The sequence below is a fragment of the Sporosarcina sp. Y1011 genome, from assembly GCF_057669885.1.
The window spans coordinates 50680-71328 of record NZ_JBYHFP010000009.1 but is presented as its reverse complement, the minus strand read 5'-3'; the positions used below and the strand labels follow the sequence as shown (position 1 = coordinate 71328).

Sequence of the window (20649 nt, the reverse complement as noted above, 5' to 3'; positions counted from 1 at the left end):
TTTTCCTGCCAATAAATCTACTTACCTATTCAACCCCGGTACATCTTTGCGCACGACATCGAACACACCCGCTCCGATAATTTCTAAAGCAGATTGCATACGTTCAACGGAGATATTGTCAGCTATTGTATCTTGTGGCGTGTGATACACTTTTTCAATATGGTAAACTAGTGGGTCCCAGCTATCGATCCCCATCCAAATAAACAGTGCTGCAGGAATACCTGCATTATGGAAAGGAACATGGTCACTAGATCCAAATTTCCCTGGTAAAATATCAGAATTACCTAACCGAGCACCCGCCGCTACAGTCGCGTTAGTTGCAAGATTCGTACTGCCATCTACAGTCATCGCGTAAAGGTTTGTAGCCGCTTCGTATTTTGTTGCAACCATATCCGGATTAAAGACGACTTCGATATTAGCTCTTTCAGCTGGAGTTAATTGATCCACATAATGCCTCGCCCCTAGCAAGCCCCGTTCTTCTGATCCAAAGGCAATAAACTTGAGGTCTTTGTCTGTGTTATATCCTTTGAAAACGCGTGCTAACTCAAGCATTAAGCCTACGCCAGATGCGTTATCATTCGCCCCAGGTGCACCAACAACACTATCCATATGTGCACTTAACAACACTTCTTTTCCATCCCCATTTTTACTCTTCGCTTTTTTCGTTCCAATCACATTCACAGATTGTAAGTTCGAATGGCGTTTTGCAGTTAATCTAATCGTGACGGTTCCTTTAGCCAACCGTTCTTTTAACCATTCACCCTGGATATAAGCTGCCCCGAACACTGGAATATCAACTACTTTTGTCAGGTTTGGATTAAATGTCGATCCATAGTTTCCACGCCCACCCACAACACTATGAATAATGACACCCTCTGCACCTGCATTTATGGCATTCTCGACTTGCAAACGGTAGTTAGCAGTTGAACTTGCCTGCTTCACTAATACGACCTTCCCTGCAGTATTCTCTGGAAAGTCACTTGCCTTTGTTCCATCCTCTACATAGATAACTTCTGAATTCACTGGCACATCACTTACTACGCCATTCGCGGCCGCTCCCATTTGCCATACAGATCCATCGGCAAACGAAACGTCCGCTATTAATTGATCCGCAACAGGGAAATATTGATACTCAATGTCATATCCATAGCTTTTTAATGTATTCGCTACATAATCGGCGGCTTGTTTTTCAGCCTCTAGTCCGCCGGGTCTTGGACCGATACTCTCTGACAAGTATTTGACATGTTCAACCGCTCTTTGTGCTTCGACCCTTTTTACAACTTTATTATCATGCGCAGCACCAGATCCCCCATTTTCTCCAGCGACCGTGTAACTAATCGGCGCTTGTTTAACAGGTGCAGCGATTGCTAATGCAAACGGTGAGGAGCTTAGTACCATCATTCCAGCTAGCGTAAACGTTAGTAATGTTTTCTTCGTCCTACTTTGATTAATTCCGACTTTTTTCAATAAAATCCTCTCCCTGTTTCTATTTTTCTTAATAGATGTATCAATTTTATATTTGCTTATTTTAAATGAAAATCCTAACATTAACGAAATTTCGTAATCAAATATTCTTTTGCTTGGATGGGTTCCGTTGATTGTAACGGAAGGCGGCGACTCCAGCGGGAACAGCTAGGAAGAGAAAGAAGTTCACTCTTCCCTGGCTGAAGACCCCGCAGGAACGCAGTGACGAGGAGGCTGAAGCCGTGCCCGCGGAAAGCGTCCGCCTGGAGTGGAAATCAACCTGGTTCGGATTTTAATACAAAACCCTCTATTATGAAATCGACTCAAATGTACTTAAAATCCCTTTCTTTTATACGTCTGTCACCAGCACTGTTTCCATCTCATTTCCCAATCAATTTATAAACAGAGGCACCGACTAGATCTCCGGCTTCTTTAAGCCTTTCCCTACTGATGTACTCAATCGTGTCTTGCGGAGTATGATAGTAAGGCTCCAAGTTGGCGGTGCCTGGTTCACGGCGAATGAAGTTCACTGCCGCAATCCCTGCATCATGGAACGAAACATGATCAGATGCCCCTCTTTGATAAAGAATTAACTCGGAAGGTGTGGCGATTCTTGCTGCAGTCTCAGTAGCCGTCTGTGAAACTAGATTCGAATTGCCATCAACCGTGTTCATATAAATTGCCGTTGCATTTTCCCACGAAGTTCCGACCATATCCATGTTAAAGTTACCAATACTGCGACCGATTTCATCCGCGGTCAATTGGCTGACATAATAGCTGGAACCGACCAAACCGATTTCTTCAGCACCTACAAAAGCAATTCTTAATTCCTTTTCAATTGGATAACTTTTTAATACACGCGCGATTTCCAATGCAACAGCCGTCCCTGATGCATTATCGCTTGCACCCGGTGCAAATGGAACACTATCGTAATGTGCAGATACATGTACAATATCGTGTTTGCCATTCTTTTTCGGGGTACGCTTTGCAATAATGTTTTGTGAAGTCATATTCCCTAAAAGCTTCACGTTTAGTGTGACAGTTTCATTTTTCAACAAGATATCTTCCCGTAAAGCTTCACCGCTCAATTTTGTGATTCCACCAACCGGAATTGGCGCATTATCGCTAATGGATGGATTCAAAGGGCTAGCCTGCTCAACATTGTTGTAAATCAGCACAGCAACTGCGCCAGCTGCATAGGCATTCTCCACTTTCTGCTGGAATGTTATTTCACCCCTCGATATTAATGCAATTTTCCCTGCGGATTCCGCATTGAAATTAGCCGTATGCCCTAAACCCGCATCATAAAGCTGAGCAGTCAATCCTTCATCTGCTGTAGCCGCTGAACCTGCGGGAATGGTAATCAGCACTTCATCACCATTAGCAGTTTGTAAATGGCCTATCGTCTTATCCGGAATGCTGAATTCTTGTACCTCAATTTCATACCCGTAAGATAGAAGACGTTCCTTTAGAAAGTTTGCCGTGTATTTTTCTTCCTCGGTTCCCGCCACACGTGGACCAATCGTTTCACTTAAAAAAGCCGCATCTGTATACAAGTTTTCCGCGCTAATTCGAGCAATGACCTTTTGATCGAAAGCCGCATTGCTTTGCCCTTTTTCCGATGCTGCAACCGCAATCCCCGACTCAAACACATGTCCAGGCATACCATTTATGCTAGATGTAACGAATAAAGCAGTCAGCATGACAATCCTAAACTTCTTTTTCATCCTCACAAGAGCACACTCCTATCCCCTGAAAATTTTGACTACTTAAGGGGTATTCCCTTCCTTACTTACCAATCCCTTCCATAAATATTAAAACAGTTACAATCTCATACCTTTTAACGAAAGAAGAGTTCATAAGCATTACAGACCATATGTGCATTTTGAACTACTCGTAGTGACTTTGAATTTTTCTTCATTACTGTATGTTTAGAACTAGTAAAATTCACTACTTCCCGATTGTTGAAACTGCGAATTTTGGGTGATTTTTGTATTTCATATGTTATATCTCATGGCAGTTATGTAACGAGATTGGCTGAGCATAACCCATCACTTGTCGATAAAAAAAGTCGGGACGCAGTTACGTATCTACTCTCCAGTTAGCGAAACATCGCACACACTAAAAAAGTCACGCGCCTTCCTATACAGAAGGCGCGTGACTCAGGTATTCTATTCGCTTACGAACGCTAATAAACTCAATGATCTCGGTTCACGATATAATTCAAGAAATGCTTCAAAAAAGTTGTATTGCGTGGGATTTCTTGCAGTGTTTCCATCGCAGAACAATAATGATCCCACATCGCTTTTCTGGCACCGACCGCACCTAGGATGGATACAAATGTCGTATTGTTGTTTTCTATATCTTTTCCAATGGGTTTTCCGAGTATATTCTGATCGCCTTCCACATCCAGCAGGTCGTCTTTAATCTGAAACGCAATGCCGGCATGACGGGCGAATTTTTTCAATGCTTCCATTTCCAACTCCGTTGCGTGGGCGAGAATGGCAGGCATGATGAGAGAAGCTTCAAATGCGATTCCGGTCTTATAAAAGCACATCTCATTCAATTGTTCAAACGTCAATTGTTTCCCTCTGGAATTCAAGTCCATCGCCTGTCCCCTACAAATATCCGCTACGATTTGGGACGAATATCTAATCAAGCGTAGCACAGTTTCCGGGTCGTACTCGTCAAGTGAGGTTTGTTCTTCTACCGCTTTTTGAGTCAGGAAAAGTCCAGTTAATTCAGCTGTGGCACTGTCATATACCTGATGTAGGGTTGGACGTCCTCTCCGCGTGGGCGCATTATCCTGGGATGGCATATCGTCAAAAATAAGGGATGCCGTATGCATATATTCCAATGATTTCAGAAGTGGCACGATTGACGACTCATTTAGCCCATATCCGTTCACACCCATAACCCAAGTCATGATTGGCCTGAGTCGCTTTCCGTCACCTGCAAGACTGTAATTTGCCGCATCGATGATTGGTTCTTTCATCAAAGAGGCATTCCCTATTTCAGGAATAGGCAATACGTCATTGATTTGGTTGCGTACAGTTTCGATCGTATCTAAAAAGGACTCCTGCTCTTCCCGTTCACTTTTTAGATTCGTAATCATATGATCGCGCAGCAGTTTATCAAAGAAATCCACATCATCCGCTTTTCGCACCATATGTTGAATGACACGATTGAATGAAGGATTTCCCGAAGCAAATAACTTCATAACCGCATTGTACTTTTTAGTGCCCATTCGCTTTTTAAATCGTTTCAGCCCGTTGATGGCACGACCCAGTATCACCTCACGCGTCTTGCTATCTGAGTCATAGACATTGTGGATCAAATTGAAGATGACCGTCCAGTACAATTCAAAGGGATTTATGAGATCCGCGCGTGTATCATGATATTTCATATAATAGGTATAAGGTGTGACGCTACCTTCACCTAAGTCATCAAACATATCCGCAAAATCATCCGCCAACTGGTTGTAAATCCCATATAAAAATGTTCGGTTATGGAAGCCCGCGTCTTCAGGAGCACTTATGACTGAACGGGTAATCAATCGTGAAGAAGAAGATTTTAAAATGACAGGGATATAAAGTTCTTCATTGGTGTAATTCGCATTAGATAGATCCTTTACACGATCCACTTCCTGGGAATTAAAAAACACGTAGGACTGCTCGAAAAAACTTTTTCTTGTCTCTGGCAGCTGTTGGCCTTTAATATACTCAAATGCATCTCGGAGTTCCGAATGAGCAAACCGGATGAGTTCGGCGTTTTTCCCCGTCCACTTATCCAATTCAGGAACAGTTCCTGTGATAAGTGTGGACCGAATTAATTCGGAATAACGTTTTTTCTCTTCACTTGATAAAACACTGGCATCGAGTAGATCGTCAATAAGTGGATACGTCAGCCCATAAGAATACCCAAGCCTAATTGCCTCATGAAGCTTCCGAGTACGTTCTTCAGGTGTAATCTCAGCGTCCATTTCTTCGGTCACATGCAGGATGACCCCCGCTATAATTTTGATAAGTTTCCGCTTGGCTTCCTCAGCATCCATTCCCTCTGGAATATGGGCGGATACAGACTTTATTTTGTCCATCACCCAGATCATGCTGGATTCAACGCCTTCCTTCTGGGCGAGCCGATACATTCCAGCCATGCTAAACATCTCCAAATTGCTTCCAGGATTTTTCGGATTGGAATCAATTAGGTGATTTTTCAAGCTATCAACCGTACGTTGAACCCTGGATTGTGTATCCGGCGAGTTTAACGCTTTACCCAAGTCGCGCATGTAAATATAGGAAATGCTCCGATCCAAGTAATTATCTAGTTTACCTGTGTAATTCAGCCATTGGATATAAGTGTGATACCCCTCTGAACCAGTTTTTCCCTTTCTGCTCGAAAAAATAGATAGCAAAGGGAAAGGATGAATGTGGTTCTGTTTCCAAGACTGTATGTCTTTTATCAAAACAGGGACATACGTTTTTTGCACGAGCTGTTCAGAAAGTGATTTAAAATAATCAGCAGCCTTCTGCTCCGCCAACCGATAACTTGCATCGGCATTTATCATTAACTTCTCATTCATACCATCAATACCTCTACTTAAAGTTTTCATATATAAATGTATGCAATATTGATCAAATCAATGTTACCAACCTAAACCCTATCCCAAACTTTTCACAAAAACTAAATTATTTTATTCAAGAAACGATACACCGACTTAAAAATAGTGCTTGTGCATCAAACAAAGACAAGCAACTCAAACAAGTTAGTTATACAAACAGCCAAACAGCTGATTTTGGTTGTATTATTATCAAATTGTAGCGTATACTCCGACTTTTTTCACGAACAGCGTACCTGAAGTGCATTCTTTGGCTTTCTGTTGGATGGTTTTGGGAGTTGGTTGGACGGTTGACTGAGTTGGTTGGACGGCTCTGAGTTTACTATTGATGACGAGAAGTACGTAATTTGGAATGTTCCTTTCAACATTTTTGGTTCTGGCGATGTAGTTATTTTTGACGCAAAGACTTCCCTGACACTATCCACCCTAAGAAGCCTATGACTACTGGTCTAATTGATGAAACCTAACCGCACTAGATCTGATAAAATTCAAAACGGAGTAAGCGTCAAATTTGACGCTTACTCCGTTTTGAATTTTATCCCGTACAGGTATCTGAAATTAAATTATCCCCACTAAATCTTTTCTAACACTCAAGAAAATACTACCATTTAATTGATTTAAATAGTCTTCGGCAAATAAATTCACAACAATCTCCTGAGTACCAGATATACACTCAATAACTCTTTTTGAGCCTACATAATGTATATTTTTCAATTCAACTTCTAACGAAATATTATTTTCTTGAATGATGTCTTCTCTTAAATTCAAATATTCAGGTCTAATTACAAGCTTTTTATTTGTATTTCTAATTTGTGGAAACTCGTTCAGTAAATTATTTCTATTTTTATCTGTCAATAAATTCACATCTATTATATTTGTGTCGCCAATAAAGTTGGCTACAAATAGGGTACTCGGATTATTATAAATTTCCTGCGGAGTATCAATTTGTTCAATTCTCCCTTGGTTCATAACTGCAATTCTATCTGACATGATCAATGCCTCCTCTTGATCATGTGTAACGTAGATGAACGTAATTTTAAATTGTTCATGAAGCTTTTTTAATTCGAATTGCATTTTCTTTCTTAACTTTAAATCTAGTGCTCCTAATGGTTCATCTAAAAGTAATACTCTTGGTTTATTAACTAAAGCCCTTGCTAATGCAACCCTTTGTTGCTGACCACCTGATAGAAGTTTTGGATATTTATTTTTATGGTCTTCTAGCCCCATAATATCAATAATTTCGTTTGTTTCATTAGCTATTTGAGACTTCGAAAGTTTTTTTTGTTTTAATCCAAAAGATATATTATCGTAGATATTCAAATGAGGGAACAAAGCATAGTTTTGAAAAACAGTATTAACGGGGCGAAGGTTAGGCGGTAATTTACCTGCTTCTTTTCCATTAATTTTTATACTACCTTGACTTGGCAACTCAAAACCACCAATCATTCTTAGAGTAGTTGTTTTTCCACATCCGCTCGGCCCGAGAAGTGAAAGAAATTCTCCCTCCTTAATAGTTAGGGAGATATTATCTACTGCAGTTGCTTGGGCATATCTTTTTGTGACCCCATTAAATTCAATAATACTGATACCTTCTTCGACTTCAACTGAGGTATCGTTTTTCTCTAACTCTACTCCTAACATGATTCTCCCTCCCCTAGATTCCCATTTTCCTATTCCAAAGTTCTGTCCATTCATCCCTATTTTCATTTATTAACTTATAATCCGGCATGTTTATATCCTTTAGTGATCCATTCTTTCCATAAGGCATCCTTTCAAGTGTTTTGTCGTCCAGTTCAACTTCCTTGTGAATTGGTGCCAAGTATAATTCCTTAGCAATTCCTTCCTGTGCACTCTTAGTGGTAGCATAGTTTAAGAAGGAATATATCTGATCAGATTTTTCCGTTCCTTTTACAATATGCCAAAAGCTACCTGCGCCTAAAACTCCTTCTTCCGGTATAACAAACTCAATTGGTAAGCCTTGATCTTTCATGACATATGCAGGTCCTCCATAGTGTGCTCCAACCGCTGCTTCTCCGCTTTGATATAAATTAGTAGCTGTTCCTGAGCTATCAAAGTAGGCAACCACTTCCAACTCTCCTAGGCGTCCAAGGCCTTCTTCAACATTACCTTTTTCTTCACCTACAAGTTCAGATACTTGCATTAATAGAGGAAATCCTCCAGTAGTAGCAGGTGTAGGAATTGTTACTTTCCCTTTATACTCATCTTTCCAAAGATCATCCCATGATTTAGGTGGATTTTTGATTAAGTCCGTGTTATACACTATTCCTAATCCCCAGTATCCAAGCGCGATGCCAAATATATCATTGCCTTCACCGTGAAATGCTTCTGGATATAGAGATTCCTTTTCTTTAATTTTTTCATTATCAATATTGTCTAGAATTCCTTCTTTGTATGAAAGTTCGGAAATCCCGGAGTCCATTAAAGCTAAATCAATGGTAGATGAGCCTTTTTCCTGTAATAGACGGGAATAAGTTGTCGTTGAATTTCCTTCAATAATCTTTACCTTAATGCCCGTTTCTTGTTCAAAAGGTTTAACTATATTATTCTTTATAGCCTCGCCCCATTCACCGCCGAATATAGCAATAGTAATTTCTTTTTCATCTATATTGGATTTTGATTGCTTACTATCAGGTTGAACTGGTTTTCCACATCCAGCTGCTATAACAAGAAAAGCTATGATAATAATTGTAATTACACGTGACCTTTTCATAAAATCCCTCCTCATATTGTTTATTTTGAAGCAACATTCTCAATTCCTACTAACATATCAATTATTAGAATCAAGATAAATGCAATGTAAATTGTTACTGCAGAAACTGCAGCTATCATCGGATCAATATTATATTGCACATAGTTAAACATTTTAACCGGTAGTGCCATTTGATCAGCAGCAGTTAAGAATATCGTAACCTCAACGTTAATCCAAGATACTGCAAAAGCAAACAAGGTACCGGCAATTATGCTAGATTTCATGAGTGGCAACGTAATAAAGAAAAAGGTTTTTCCTGCTCCAGCCCCTAAATCCCTTCCTGCTTCTTCAATATATGGACTAATTCCAATCAAACTATTCACACAGGTCCGAACTACGTAAGGCAATGTAATAACAATATGAGCTGCCACTAAAGTCACCATGTTCTGTGGATTACTCGTGAAGTGGTAAAAAAATTGAAGTAACGCTAGGCCTAAAAAGATTTGAGGCAACAAAAGTGGGGATAAGATAATACCCATCAGAATCCCTTTACCCCTAAAGTTATTTCTAGCCAATCCATAAGATGCTGGAATACCTATCAATATCGCACAAAGGGTAGCAATACCGGAAAGCTTGAAACTATATAGAAAGGAATCTATGTAAGATTCATCCTCAAGAAGCTTCTGATACCATTTCAAAGTAAATCCCTCACCCGGAAAGGATAAAAAGTTTAGTTCAGTAAATGAAACATTGATTAGTACCACCAAAGGTAAAGCTAAAAATAGAAAAAGGAAGCTACCAATCGTCCACATGATTATTTTAGAAATCAACGTCTCCCCTCCTCAATCCAATCGGATTTCAGCAAATAATGATTTAATCCAATAATTAAGAAACTAAAGATTAGCACAGCAAAAGCAACTGCTGATCCAAACTGATAATTAAAAGTTAGCATCATCTGTTCATAAATAACGGTGGCAATCAGTTGAACTCTGCCTCCAGAAAGCATAGCAGGGGTAACATACGCACTGATAGCTAAAGAAAACACCATTACACTTCCAGCCAAAATTCCAGGTACTGTTAGTGGAAGTGTTACTTTCAAAAATGTCTTGATAGGACCTAATCCTAAATCCAAAGCAGCCTCTTCAAGACTCTTATCTATGTTCTCTAAAACAGTCGTTATAGACAGAATCATAAAGGGGGCTAAAATATATACTAAACCTATTATGATTCCAGTCTCGTTATACAAAAGTTTTAAAGGCTTTGAGATGATTCCAATACTAATCAGAGTTTTGTTAATAAATCCGTTGTTGCCCAATATAACCATCCAACCAAATGACCTTACTACTGCACTCGTAAACAATGGAGAAATAATTAGTATATAAGCAACACGCTTTAGTTTTTTATTCTTTATAAACTTTGTGGTGAAAAATGCGATAAAGTATCCTACAATTAAGGTGATTCCTGTAGCCAATAAAGATATTTTTATAGACCTCAACGTAATATTTAAATAATGTGGGTCTTTGAAATACAAAAGATATTGTTGAAATGTTAAACTTCCATTAACATCCATAATCGAGTTATTAAAAACAACAATTAATGGAAGTATAAAAAAACCCAATAATACTAGAATCGCTGGAAACAGTAGAAAAATTAAATACTTTTTGTTCATGAGTACTCTCCTCTACTCTATTCGATTGAGTAAGTTGTACACAATTTCGTGAGACTGCAATCTTATTTTACAATTTGAAAACTATCGCCAAACTCTTTTTTGCATGCTATTCTATGAAACCTTAAATATAATATATATATTTATTAGTCTTCAAATCCCATAATCTTTTGAAAACCGAGACTTTCCCGAATTTATTATGACAAAGGCATGAATTATTTCAATTCGAAATAATTCATGCAAATTGGTAAGTTCATCAATTCCAACTTTTTAAGTGAAAATGATTCATGCTATCTAGTACACAGTAGATAGTAAATTCCACTTGTCTAATTTCACAAATAAAAACTCACTAGATGTAAGCGATTACATTTTATGATTATGATTATAATTCTAATTTTACTTAATCAACCATAAACCCATGCTTAAACGGATCATTAGGATCAATAAGAATATTGTTAAATCCAGAAATGAACGCTGAACCAGTAACTTCTGTTACATAAGCTTCTTTTTCACCAATCTTAACTACCTCTACTCCTTTTCCAGTAAATGTACCTCCTACAAATCCCTCAATTACAATTTCTTCATCTATCTCAAGCTCTCCACGACCAATCAATCTTGAAACCATTGCAGTTGTACCTGTGCCACCAGGAGATCGATCTGCTTGGTTATCACTAAAAATATGGACGTTTTTATAGGTCGCACCAGGAATTGTAGGCTTCCCATAGAAGGTGACGATATCAATGTAGTTAATATAAGGTTTTGTAGGATGTTGCACTTTTATGACTTTATTAACTTCCGTTTTTATGACTTTTGCCATTTCCTTTATTTTAGACGAATTTGAGATATGCAGCTTTTCACCTAATTGATCAATATCAACCCAAGCAAAATAGTTACCACCGAAGCTAATATCTAAATTTATTTCTCCCAAATCCCCAGCATTAATTACAACATCTTGTTTCTCAAGGAACCCCGGAACGTTTTTAAATGTAACTGAAACCACCCGATTATTATCAGTTTTAACCCTTGGGTAAACTAGGCCAGCTGGTGTTTCCAAAACTAGTTCAGTTTCAGATCCTGTAGTTTGTATTAATCCGGTTTCTATAATTGCTGTTGCTACACCGATAGTTGCATGGCCACACATATTTAAATAATTTGTATTGTCCATGTAAATTACTCCGAAGTCTACACCTTCAGTAACCGGCGGTAAGAGTATTGCACCAAACATATCTCGATGTCCCCGTGGTTCTTGTATTAGAGATTTTCGAAACCAATCCATGTTTTCAGCCATATAATCACGTTGTTCTGCTACTGTTTTCCCTTTTAACTTCATTAATCCACCATTAACTATTCTTGTTGGCTCTCCAAATGTGTGAGTGTCAATTGTTTGTACTAGATTTGTAAAGTTCATATAAAATACCCCTTTTCTAATATATTACATAATTTTCAGACTATTAGTTTTGTAGTTTGACATTACGAATGGAATGATTAACGGCTATTGATATCAACTATAAGGGCGACATACTACTCCTTTCAGTTATCTTTTATCGACAAATTTTTTCTTTCTTTCATGTCATCCAATATCACTTCTTCATACTCAGTAATACCCTCCAAATGTTTAGTGAGTAATTTCTTCACTTCTTCTTTATCCCTATTTTGTAATGCCTTTAATATATTTTCATGTTCCTCTAGAGATCTATTAACAAGTTCAGGTCTTAACATGAATGAATATCTAAAAAACTCTATATAGTCATTCATATTTTCTATAATCGTAACAATTCTAGGAAGATTGGAAGCTTCATTAATCTTCTTATGGAACTCATTATTCGTTTTTACTAAGTTATCTATTTCATTATTTAATGCAAAAGACGATGATTTCGCTAAAATCTGTGATAACTCTACCAAATCAGAATCCGTTAAATTATCAACAGCATAATATGCTGCAATCGGCTCCAGATGAGAACGTATTAAATGAATTTCATGGATACATTCAAATGTCACACCTTTCACTAAACAAAACCGTCTTGGAAATATCTCTACTAGACCCTCAAGCTCTAATTTATGTAAAGCTTCTCTTACTGGGGTTCGACTTATTCCTAATTGATTTGCCAAATCCTTTTCGTTTAACTTATCTCCCGGTTTAAATTCTTGAGAAAGAATTTTCTTCCTCAGCTGCGTAAAGACACTCTCTCTAATAAGGGTTCTATCAATTTTCTCGATTTAATTCCCTCTCCTTTCATGTAAATCATATGACATACTGTATCCCAGGTCAATAAAAACTTTCACTATTCCGAATATTTAGTGTTCATTATTTCTATATATTATTTTATTGTGTCTTTTACTTATGAGAATTTTTAAACATTAATAATATTGCGCGCCTGCTCCATTGTCGCTACCCAAAAGAGTTTTGCTATTCAAATTTTCAGCTCTCTAATTATGAAAATATAACTAGAGATTTTATTATTCAAAGAGTATAGTGCTTCGAACAAAAAAGAACGATTCTCACGTCTGGATAAAAACACTAGATTGCCAGCCTGATTCCCAGATATCTATCACTTTTGTTGAACACTTTCTGGATTTAGTTGGACATTTGGCCGAGTTCGTTAGACACTTCGCAGCTTTTGTTGAAACCAATCTGTTCATTAATAGGCACCTGTCATTTTTTATCTGAATCTACGTAGATGTTTTATTATTTGATAGCAGGGTATTTCACTTACTAGCACCAACACTATTAAAATAATAAAAATCTTAGGAGGAAAATTGATATGGCTGACAAAAAGTTTGTAGGTACATTCCAAAATGAAACCGAGGTTTTGAATAAGATTGGCGATTTAAAAACACAGGGGTATTCGGATAATGATATTTATATTGTGACAAATGATGCGGATCGATTATCGATTGTCCGTGGGCAAACAGATGTCGACCTTCGCACACCGGAAGGCAATTGGATGGACAAATTCATGGCTTTCCTCAGCGGAGATGAACCCGTCAAAGGCGCATTTACTAACATGGGGTTCAGCGAAGATGAATCCAACCGCTATTTCAATGAAGTCAAAGCTGGCGGAATCTTGCTTTACGTAGACCGTGAATACGGAAATCTCTATGGAAATCCTGAGACGGAATACCAAGCCGGGTATACAGATCCGAACATCGGCTCAAATCTTGTCGTTGATGATTATGAACATACAAATAGAGCAATGGATGCAGAACGAGAAGAAAGTCTGCAACTGCATGAAGAGAAGCTCAATGTCGACAAAGAACGCTATCAGGCGGGCGAAGTGAACGTCACTAAGCATGTTGTAGAAGATATACAAACAGTTGAAGTGCCCGTGACGCGGGAAGAAGTGTATATTGAGCGGCGCGCTGTAACCGACGAGACTGCTGCCGGCGAAGTCTTTGATGATGGCGAAAACATTCATATTCCCGTCATGGAAGAACGAGTTGAAGTGACAAAACGTCCTATCGTCAGCGAAGAAATCATCGTTGGCAAGCGCGAAGTCCATGACACGGAAACGGTCAGTGAAAGCGTGCGTCGTGAAGAAGCGGATATCGACCGGACGGATAATCTGCTGGATGCACATGACGAAACGGTCATTGATCCATTGGAAGCGAAGCGATTTGAGCGAAGTGATTTAAATGACAATCCTTTGACCGATCCTTTGAATGATCCTTTGAATAAGCGTAATCGACTTTAATCTTTTGAAAAGGAGTTTGCTTAGGCAAGCTCCTTTTTTTGCGTAATCAAATTTGGTTCCTATGTGAGAGTTCTTCTTTCTGCACTTTCTTTTTTACCATGCAAGAAATAGTACAATACGGCAGTCCCCAAAATGACAAAGGCTAAAATGACAAATAACATTCTGTAACCCGTAACTGGTATGACGAAGCCCAATAAGAATGGTCCAAAACCAAGGCCAGCATCAAGGGCAATGAAGAATGTCGATGTGGCAAGACCTAATCGATGTGGTGACGTTAATTTAACAGCGATGGCTTGGGTGCTTGATTGCATATTACCGAACCCAAGGCCAATCAGGCCACCTGCTATAAGTAATGTAGCCCCCGTACCAACTGAACTTAGTAATAACATTCCAGCTGCAAAGAGGATGAAAGCGGGATACATCACGAAATTGGCACCTTTATTATCCATTAAGCGGCCCGTGAATGGACGGGATAATAGAATCACGACTGCATAGACAACGAAGAAAAAGCTTGCAGTTTCTACTAAATCAATTTCGATGGCATAGAAATTGATGAACGAAAGGATGCTAGAGTAGCAAAAAGAAACCATCAATGTGATGAATGCGATAGGTAACGCTTTGGGTTCAATGAAATTCGAGAACTTGAATTTTTTGGATTCTTTCACTTTAGTTACTTCAAGTTTCGGTACATGTACGAAGAATGCAACAATTAAAGAAATGACTCCTAAAATAAGACAGAAAGTAAAGATCATTTGGAAGCTCGTAACCCGGCTCATATAAAGCCCTATAAAGGGTCCAATCGCGGTAGCCAGTGTCGCACTCATGCTGAAGTAGCCAATCCCTTCTCCCCTTCGTCTTGCTGGGATAATCTGTGCCACAATGGTGCCGGCTGCCGTACTCGCCATCCCAAGTGACATCCCGTGGATTAACCGGTTAAACAACAGGAAAGGAACGCCTAGATTTATGAAATACAATGCTGTTGTCAAAGTGAACAGGACTAACCCGATTATCAAGGTTTTCTTGCGTCCGATTATATCAATGACACGTCCGATATAGAGCCTTCCAAATAAAGTCCCAACAATAAAAACACCTGTAATGAGTCCGGCATCACTTGTAGAAGCACCTAACTCCGTGACTGCATATACGGCGATCGTCACCATTAATAAATAAAAGATTAGCATTAATAAGAAATTGGCAGAGGACACAATCAAAAAATCCTTTGTCCACAGTTTTTGTTTAGATTGATTCAAAACGCTATCCCCTTATTCTCTCAAATTATTCTGTATTTCTTCCATAATTCTGATTGTCTCAAGTTGTTCTTCTTCTGAGATTCCTTTTAAAATAACTTGTTCGAATTGATCAATGGTAGCACGGATATCTATATACACTTTTTCCCCAAGCTCTGTTAGCTGCATCCTTTTTTCTCGTTTGTCTTTGCTTGGAGCATGGCTAATATAACCCATCTCCTCCAAACGTTGTATGGTCCTTGTAACGGTAGGTTTTTCTACGCTTTGATAATTGGAAATCTCAACGAGTGTTCCTGAGCCATTATTGTATATGTAGAACAAAGTAGACCATTGCGCTCTGTAAAGACCATACTTACTTAGTTGAACGTTAAGGTGATGCTCAAAGCGCCGGTACAATAACATGAATTGTTGAAAAAACGTTCGATATGTATTTATGAGTAACACTCCTCTTAAATAGTTAGCGTAGATAACAATTACCCTAGGTAACTACTTTAGCTTATCAGAAACAAATTACATTGTACATAAAAATTGGTACCCACTAGCGTTGCATAGCTGTAAAAACACTTACAAATAATGATGTTTGAAAATGCAAAAAGGAGCTCCGCCTGTAAAATAATAACTGACGATTAAACCAGTTTTTATCATATAGAAAGGAGACTCCCCATGGGAAGCATCAATATAGTACTTATGCGTCAGAAAATCAGCGAACCACCCTCGTACCTACAACCCAATCATAAACATTTTTCCTTTTTTTATTCGTAAGAGGAATGATTAGATAGATTACGATTGCAAGATTGACTGCATTTAAAATCACAAAAATGGTAATCTCAGAAAAAACAGTTGGGAGCATTAATCGCCATATACCAAAGTGAGCAACCTCCCAAGGAAGAAACTTGATAGCCGTTCGTAAAGCGGAGCGACCGATTCCAATACGCTGACCGACGCCGTCAACAACACGGATGCCCATTTTCCGCTTCCCCCATGTCCCCTGCCATCTAGAGGATTCACATAAAATAAAATAGAGCGAAACGGGTAACGTGATCATAAAAAATCCTGTCAGTTGAGCTGTTACTGGGGAACTTGAATATAAGGGAGTAATAGATGACCGAAATACGAGAGAAATCGTACCTACAATAAAAACACCGTAACTAACAATAACGAGATAATCCAACAAGAAAGCGTAAATACGGGTTTTAAATGAAGCATAATCCATCGTAATCATCTCCTCTACTTTCATTTTATAATCTCCCAAAAAAAATCCCTCTCCAATTAGATTACCAAAAAGTGTGGTGAACTAGTTAACGTTATTTGTCCATCATTCGCTTATAAAGATCAGGGAAAAAGCGCTCTTTCTTTTTATAATGAAACAATAGATTCCCCTCTAACACCATTCAAAGCGCCCGAAGATACAATTTCGGGCGCTACCCCCACTTCTATGGCTTGCTCATTGCCATTTAATTACGTGCGATTCCTTCTGTGGATCAATCAAAGACCTTCCGTACTACTTGTTCTGCTAAAAGCGCATTGGAGTTATAGACTCGTCCGGAGCTTTTGTAGCCTAAATCAGTATCCCCGATTGCAGTAACGGTTTGGAGATTTCTTTTGGGTTTTAATAAAACCTTCTTGCACAGACGGTATTCATTTTTGATGTTTAGCCTATTAACGTATATGTATTCTCGCAAGTAGTATGGTATAATTTGTCTATGAGAAAATTACTTGTTTTGATAATTCTATTAGGTGTTTTGTTCTTTTCATCGGGGCAAACGTATGAGCAGCAATCGCTAATCCCAACTTTGGAGAAGTGGCTGCCGGGCGAGCCGTTTGCATCATTGCTATCGAATTTGCGCATCCCGTATTGGGGTGAGACGATTTCAGTTGATGAGCGTGGCTATTACGCATTTGTAGAGTTTCTGCTTCGAAAGAGTGCGCATTTCTTCATTTTCGGCTTCATCGCTACTGCAATTTATCTCGTTTTGCCGAAGCATCTGTTTCGTTTCATGACGGCTGCTTGGCTGACACTGTTTGTCGCAATTGGCGATGAGTACCACCAGTCCTTGACGGGTGGACGGACGCCAGCGGTTCAAGACGTACTTCTCGATATGGCGGGCGCGGCTACGTTTCTCATCATTTTACGGCTAATTTTGTTTATGAAACGACCTAAAAAAAGAAGAAAACGCTGAGACGAAATGTCTCGTGCGTTTTCTTCTTTTTTCTTGATTAGAAGCTATTTGATGTACTGCTATCTTAGCATTGCAATCCTCTACTAAACATTGTGCTAGCCATAACTGACGCTTTCACCATTCACAATCCTTGTCATATATTCTGTTTCCATAGAGTTCCTTCAGGATTTCCGAAGTGTTTTTGTTCGAATTCTTCTGCTTTCATTGGTGCGTCGAAGTAGAAGCCTTGCATTAGGTGACAGTTTTTTGAAGCTAGGAACTCGGCTTGTTCTGTGGTTTCGACGCCTTCTGCGATGACGTCGAGGTTTAGGTTGTGCGCTAGCGCAATGATGGTGTTTATGATTGCATTACTGTCGTCTCCGCTTCTTAATTCTGAAATGAAGGATTTGTCGATTTTTAATAAGTTAATGGGGAAATCTTTTAAATAGCCTAGTGATGAATAGCCTGTGCCGAAGTCGTCGATGACGATTTTGATGCCGATTTCTTTTAACTGTTCCATCGTTTGTAGCGTTAACGCTGTGTTTTTAATGATTTGATTTTCCGTGAGTTCTAGGTGTAAAAATTCTGGGGATAGCCCGACTTTATCCAAAATCGTTTTTACGGTCATAAATAAGTTATTTTGTTCGAACTGGCGGACTGACAAATTGACGGCGACGCTGAGATGCGGATAGCCTTGTTGCTGCCATTGTTTCATTTGTCGGCAGGCATTTTCAAGCACCCATTCGCCAATAGGGACGATTAAGCCCGTTTCTTCTGCAATCGGGATGAATTTTTCAGGTTGTATCACCCCTTCAGTGGGATGGTTCCATCGGATTAACGCTTCCACGCCGCTGACGATTTTCGTTTTATAGTTGATTTGCGGTTGATAGACGATCTCGAGCTCCTCGTTATCAATGGCTTTATAGAGCGCGTTTTCGATGATTAGGCTGTCAAAAGTGACCGTATTCATACCTTCTTCGTAGAAGTGGTGGCTGTTCCCTGCCATTTTTTTAGACTGGTACATTGCAATATCCGCATTTTTTATCAACTGCCCGACTGTATCGCCATTTTCAGGGAATAGGCTGACGCCAATGCTGATGTTAATGTAGACTTCATTCTTCATTAGTTTGAAAGGCTTGAGGAATGATTCATTGATGCAGTTAATGACTTGTAATACATCATTTTCACTTTTAATCATTGGTAGAAGAATGATGAATTCGTCACCGCCTTGCCGCGACGCTGTGGCACCTTTCGGTAGACAGCTAGTTAGTCGTTTTGCCACGGAAACGAGCAGCAAATCCCCACAACTATGTCCAAGTGTGTCATTGACGGCTTTGAAGCGATCTAAATCCATAAACAGTAAGGCCAATTTGCCTCTGTGGTTTTTGGAATAAGTCAGGCCAGTTTCCAGTCTATCTTTTAACAGAACCCGATTCGGCAAATTTGTTAAGCTGTCATAATAGGCATGGTATTTTATTTCTTCTTCCATGCGCTTCCTTTGTGAAATGTCTTTGAACGTCACGACGTACCCGAGGATTTCGTCGCGCTCGCGAATGGTGGAAATGACGTATTCAACGGCTAGGCTGGTCTTGTTTTTTCTGATGAAGTGACCTTCTGAGCTGTACTGCTCTTCTTTTGCTTCTATATAAGCTGCTATTAAATCCTCGTCTGCTGGTTTGATTTTATTGAAAATCGTTTTGTACGGTTTGCCGATCAGTTCGCCTTTTGATTCATAACCGAGCATCGATTCACCTGCCGGGTTACAAAATGTAATCTTCCTCTCCAGGTCTAAACCGAATATGCCTTCCCCCGCTGAGTTCAGAATCAGCTCTTTTTCGCGGCTAAGGTGGCACAGCTCTGCCACTACGTCTTCTAGTTCTTTGTTTTTTTTCGTTATTTCCGACGTTCGCTCTTCGATAATGGCATCCTGCTTTTCCATATACAATAGATTCGACAGCGTGGAAGCCATTGCGTCAACGATTGACTGTGCCAGTTGTTGGTCGGCTTCTGAATAAACGTGACCTGTGTCATTTAATTCGAGGACGGCAATGATGCCTAACCCCTTGCCCATGGATACCAATGGGAGGAGAAACAGTCCTTTAATGCCAAAGTTACGGCAAATTTCGTGGTTTGGTCGTTCATCCGCAAAAACGTCCGGAATGAGAAGCGCTTTTTTCGTTCGAAGGACTTCCTGTAGTGCAGTGTCCGTTTTAGCCTCGAATTTTGTTTGGCTGCGGGCCTCTGTCCACTGTTCTACCGTCCAATCGCTATTCTTGCTTAAGTGCGTCGGCTTACTAACCAGTTCTGCGGAAAGATCGAGTAAGTGTACCGCAATATTGTTGGTATTCAGCACTTTTCCAACGTAGAAAAAGCATTTCTCAATCCCCTCTTCCATCGTTGAACACATGGATAGCTCACGCGTCACATCCAGCAGCAATTGCTTTTCGGCAATCAAGTTTTCCTTGTGTTTTAAGTTCGCCGCGTTTTGAATCGCGACAGCCGCCATGTTGACATACGCCTCAACCGACTGAATCTCCAACTCTGTTAAATTCATAGGGGTTCCATAATCGAAAAGAAAAACAAGCCCAAACAGTTCCGTTTCATAAGAGATCGGCAGCGCGAGTAATGATTTAATGTGAAAGGCTTCTACTGCTCGCGGATCGGGACGGTTGTCCTTAGAGGCGTCGGCTATATAAATCGTTTGTTGTGTCTCAATGACTTCTTTCGCCAATAAATCGTATTCCGTTTCGATAATTTGATTATTGAGCGCCAATCCATTAATGATTGCCGGTTTCCCAACAAACCCCCTGAATGTTCCGTCTTCCTGCGGCAAAAAGATGCCGACTGAATCGCATTGAACGATTTCTTCAGAAATGGCGGTCACTACTACTTCGAGTACGTCTCGCAGTTCGAGTTTCGTATTGATTAACTTGGTTAAATGAGCGAGTCTGGAGTATCTTGTTTGTTCTTCCATTTTGGTTACCCCCTTCTCCCTTGATGCACGTTGTCGGATGGTGTTTGGTGTTTGGTGTTTGGTGTTTACTTTATAGTACCATGGGCGGGGGTTTGTTGGATATTTTTTGGGGGTTTTGT

General features: G+C 39.5%; 15 protein-coding genes. 2 read left to right on the top strand and 13 right to left on the bottom strand.

Translation table 11 applies throughout. The features are described from left to right. Positions 1 to 21: 21 nt before the first annotated feature. The 9 genes from AC25Y5_RS11945 to AC25Y5_RS11905 all read right to left on the bottom strand — a co-directional run bounded on the left by AC25Y5_RS11945 (position 22) and on the right by AC25Y5_RS11905 (position 12651). Complete coding sequence (locus AC25Y5_RS11945; protein ID WP_488140529.1) at positions 22 to 1401, bottom strand: M28 family metallopeptidase; 1380 nt, start codon at positions 1399 to 1401, stop codon at positions 22 to 24. A 443-nt stretch (positions 1402 to 1844) separates the two neighbouring features. Next, entirely contained in the window at positions 1845 to 3191 is a 1347-nt protein-coding gene (locus tag AC25Y5_RS11940; RefSeq protein WP_488140528.1) for a M28 family peptidase, read from the bottom strand. 470 nt (positions 3192 to 3661) lie between these two features. After that, entirely contained in the window at positions 3662 to 6046 is a 2385-nt protein-coding gene (locus AC25Y5_RS11935) for a polyprenyl synthetase family protein (RefSeq protein WP_488140493.1), read from the bottom strand. 594 nt (positions 6047 to 6640) lie between these two features. Then, the gene (locus AC25Y5_RS11930) at positions 6641 to 7723 is read right to left on the bottom strand and encodes an ABC transporter ATP-binding protein (protein WP_488140492.1); all 1083 of its coding nucleotides are present in this window, start codon (positions 7721 to 7723) and stop codon (positions 6641 to 6643) included. 13 nt (positions 7724 to 7736) lie between these two features. Beyond that, positions 7737 to 8813: an ABC transporter substrate-binding protein gene (locus tag AC25Y5_RS11925; protein WP_488140491.1), complete on the bottom strand. Its 1077-nt coding sequence runs from the start codon at positions 8811 to 8813 to the stop codon at positions 7737 to 7739. 20 nt (positions 8814 to 8833) lie between these two features. After that, a complete protein-coding gene (locus tag AC25Y5_RS11920; protein ID WP_488140490.1) occupies positions 8834 to 9622 on the bottom strand; it encodes an ABC transporter permease in 789 nt (262 codons plus the stop codon). After that, entirely contained in the window at positions 9619 to 10461 is an 843-nt protein-coding gene (locus AC25Y5_RS11915; RefSeq protein WP_488140489.1) for an ABC transporter permease, read from the bottom strand. The genes AC25Y5_RS11920 and AC25Y5_RS11915 overlap by 4 nt, the downstream gene beginning before the upstream one ends. 397 nt (positions 10462 to 10858) lie before the next feature. Then, on the bottom strand, positions 10859 to 11866 hold the full coding sequence (locus AC25Y5_RS11910) for a proline racemase family protein (protein WP_488140488.1): 1008 nt from the start codon (positions 11864 to 11866) through the stop codon (positions 10859 to 10861). Positions 11867 to 11988: 122 nt separating this feature from the next. Beyond that, complete coding sequence (locus AC25Y5_RS11905) at positions 11989 to 12651, bottom strand: GntR family transcriptional regulator (protein WP_488140527.1); 663 nt, start codon at positions 12649 to 12651, stop codon at positions 11989 to 11991. A gap of 569 nt (positions 12652 to 13220) precedes the next feature. On the opposite strand from AC25Y5_RS11905, the gene AC25Y5_RS11900 reads away from it, so the two are divergent. Further along, positions 13221 to 14150, top strand: a complete 930-nt coding sequence (locus AC25Y5_RS11900) for a YsnF/AvaK domain-containing protein (protein WP_488140487.1) — start codon at positions 13221 to 13223, stop codon at positions 14148 to 14150. Between the two features lie 59 nt (positions 14151 to 14209). Here AC25Y5_RS11900 and AC25Y5_RS11895 read toward each other — a convergent pair whose 3' ends face one another. From AC25Y5_RS11895 to AC25Y5_RS11885, 3 genes are all read right to left on the bottom strand, one after another. Next, complete coding sequence (locus tag AC25Y5_RS11895; protein ID WP_488140486.1) at positions 14210 to 15400, bottom strand: MFS transporter; 1191 nt, start codon at positions 15398 to 15400, stop codon at positions 14210 to 14212. A gap of 12 nt (positions 15401 to 15412) precedes the next feature. Further along, positions 15413 to 15841 (bottom strand): MarR family winged helix-turn-helix transcriptional regulator, encoded by a 429-nt coding sequence (locus tag AC25Y5_RS11890; RefSeq protein WP_488140485.1) that lies wholly within the window; start codon positions 15839 to 15841, stop codon positions 15413 to 15415. 256 nt (positions 15842 to 16097) lie between these two features. After that, positions 16098 to 16649 carry an RDD family protein gene (locus tag AC25Y5_RS11885; protein ID WP_488140484.1) on the bottom strand — a complete coding sequence of 184 codons (552 nt, stop codon included), beginning with the start codon at positions 16647 to 16649 and terminating at the stop codon, positions 16098 to 16100. 451 nt (positions 16650 to 17100) lie between these two features. Here AC25Y5_RS11885 and AC25Y5_RS11880 point away from each other — a divergent pair, with 451 nt between their 5' ends. After that, positions 17101 to 17577 (top strand): VanZ family protein, encoded by a 477-nt coding sequence (locus AC25Y5_RS11880; protein WP_488140526.1) that lies wholly within the window; start codon positions 17101 to 17103, stop codon positions 17575 to 17577. 133 nt (positions 17578 to 17710) lie between these two features. On the opposite strand, the gene AC25Y5_RS11875 is transcribed toward AC25Y5_RS11880, so the two are convergent. After that, on the bottom strand, positions 17711 to 20530 hold the full coding sequence (locus tag AC25Y5_RS11875; protein ID WP_488140483.1) for a bifunctional diguanylate cyclase/phosphodiesterase: 2820 nt from the start codon (positions 20528 to 20530) through the stop codon (positions 17711 to 17713). Positions 20531 to 20649: the final 119 nt, after the last annotated feature.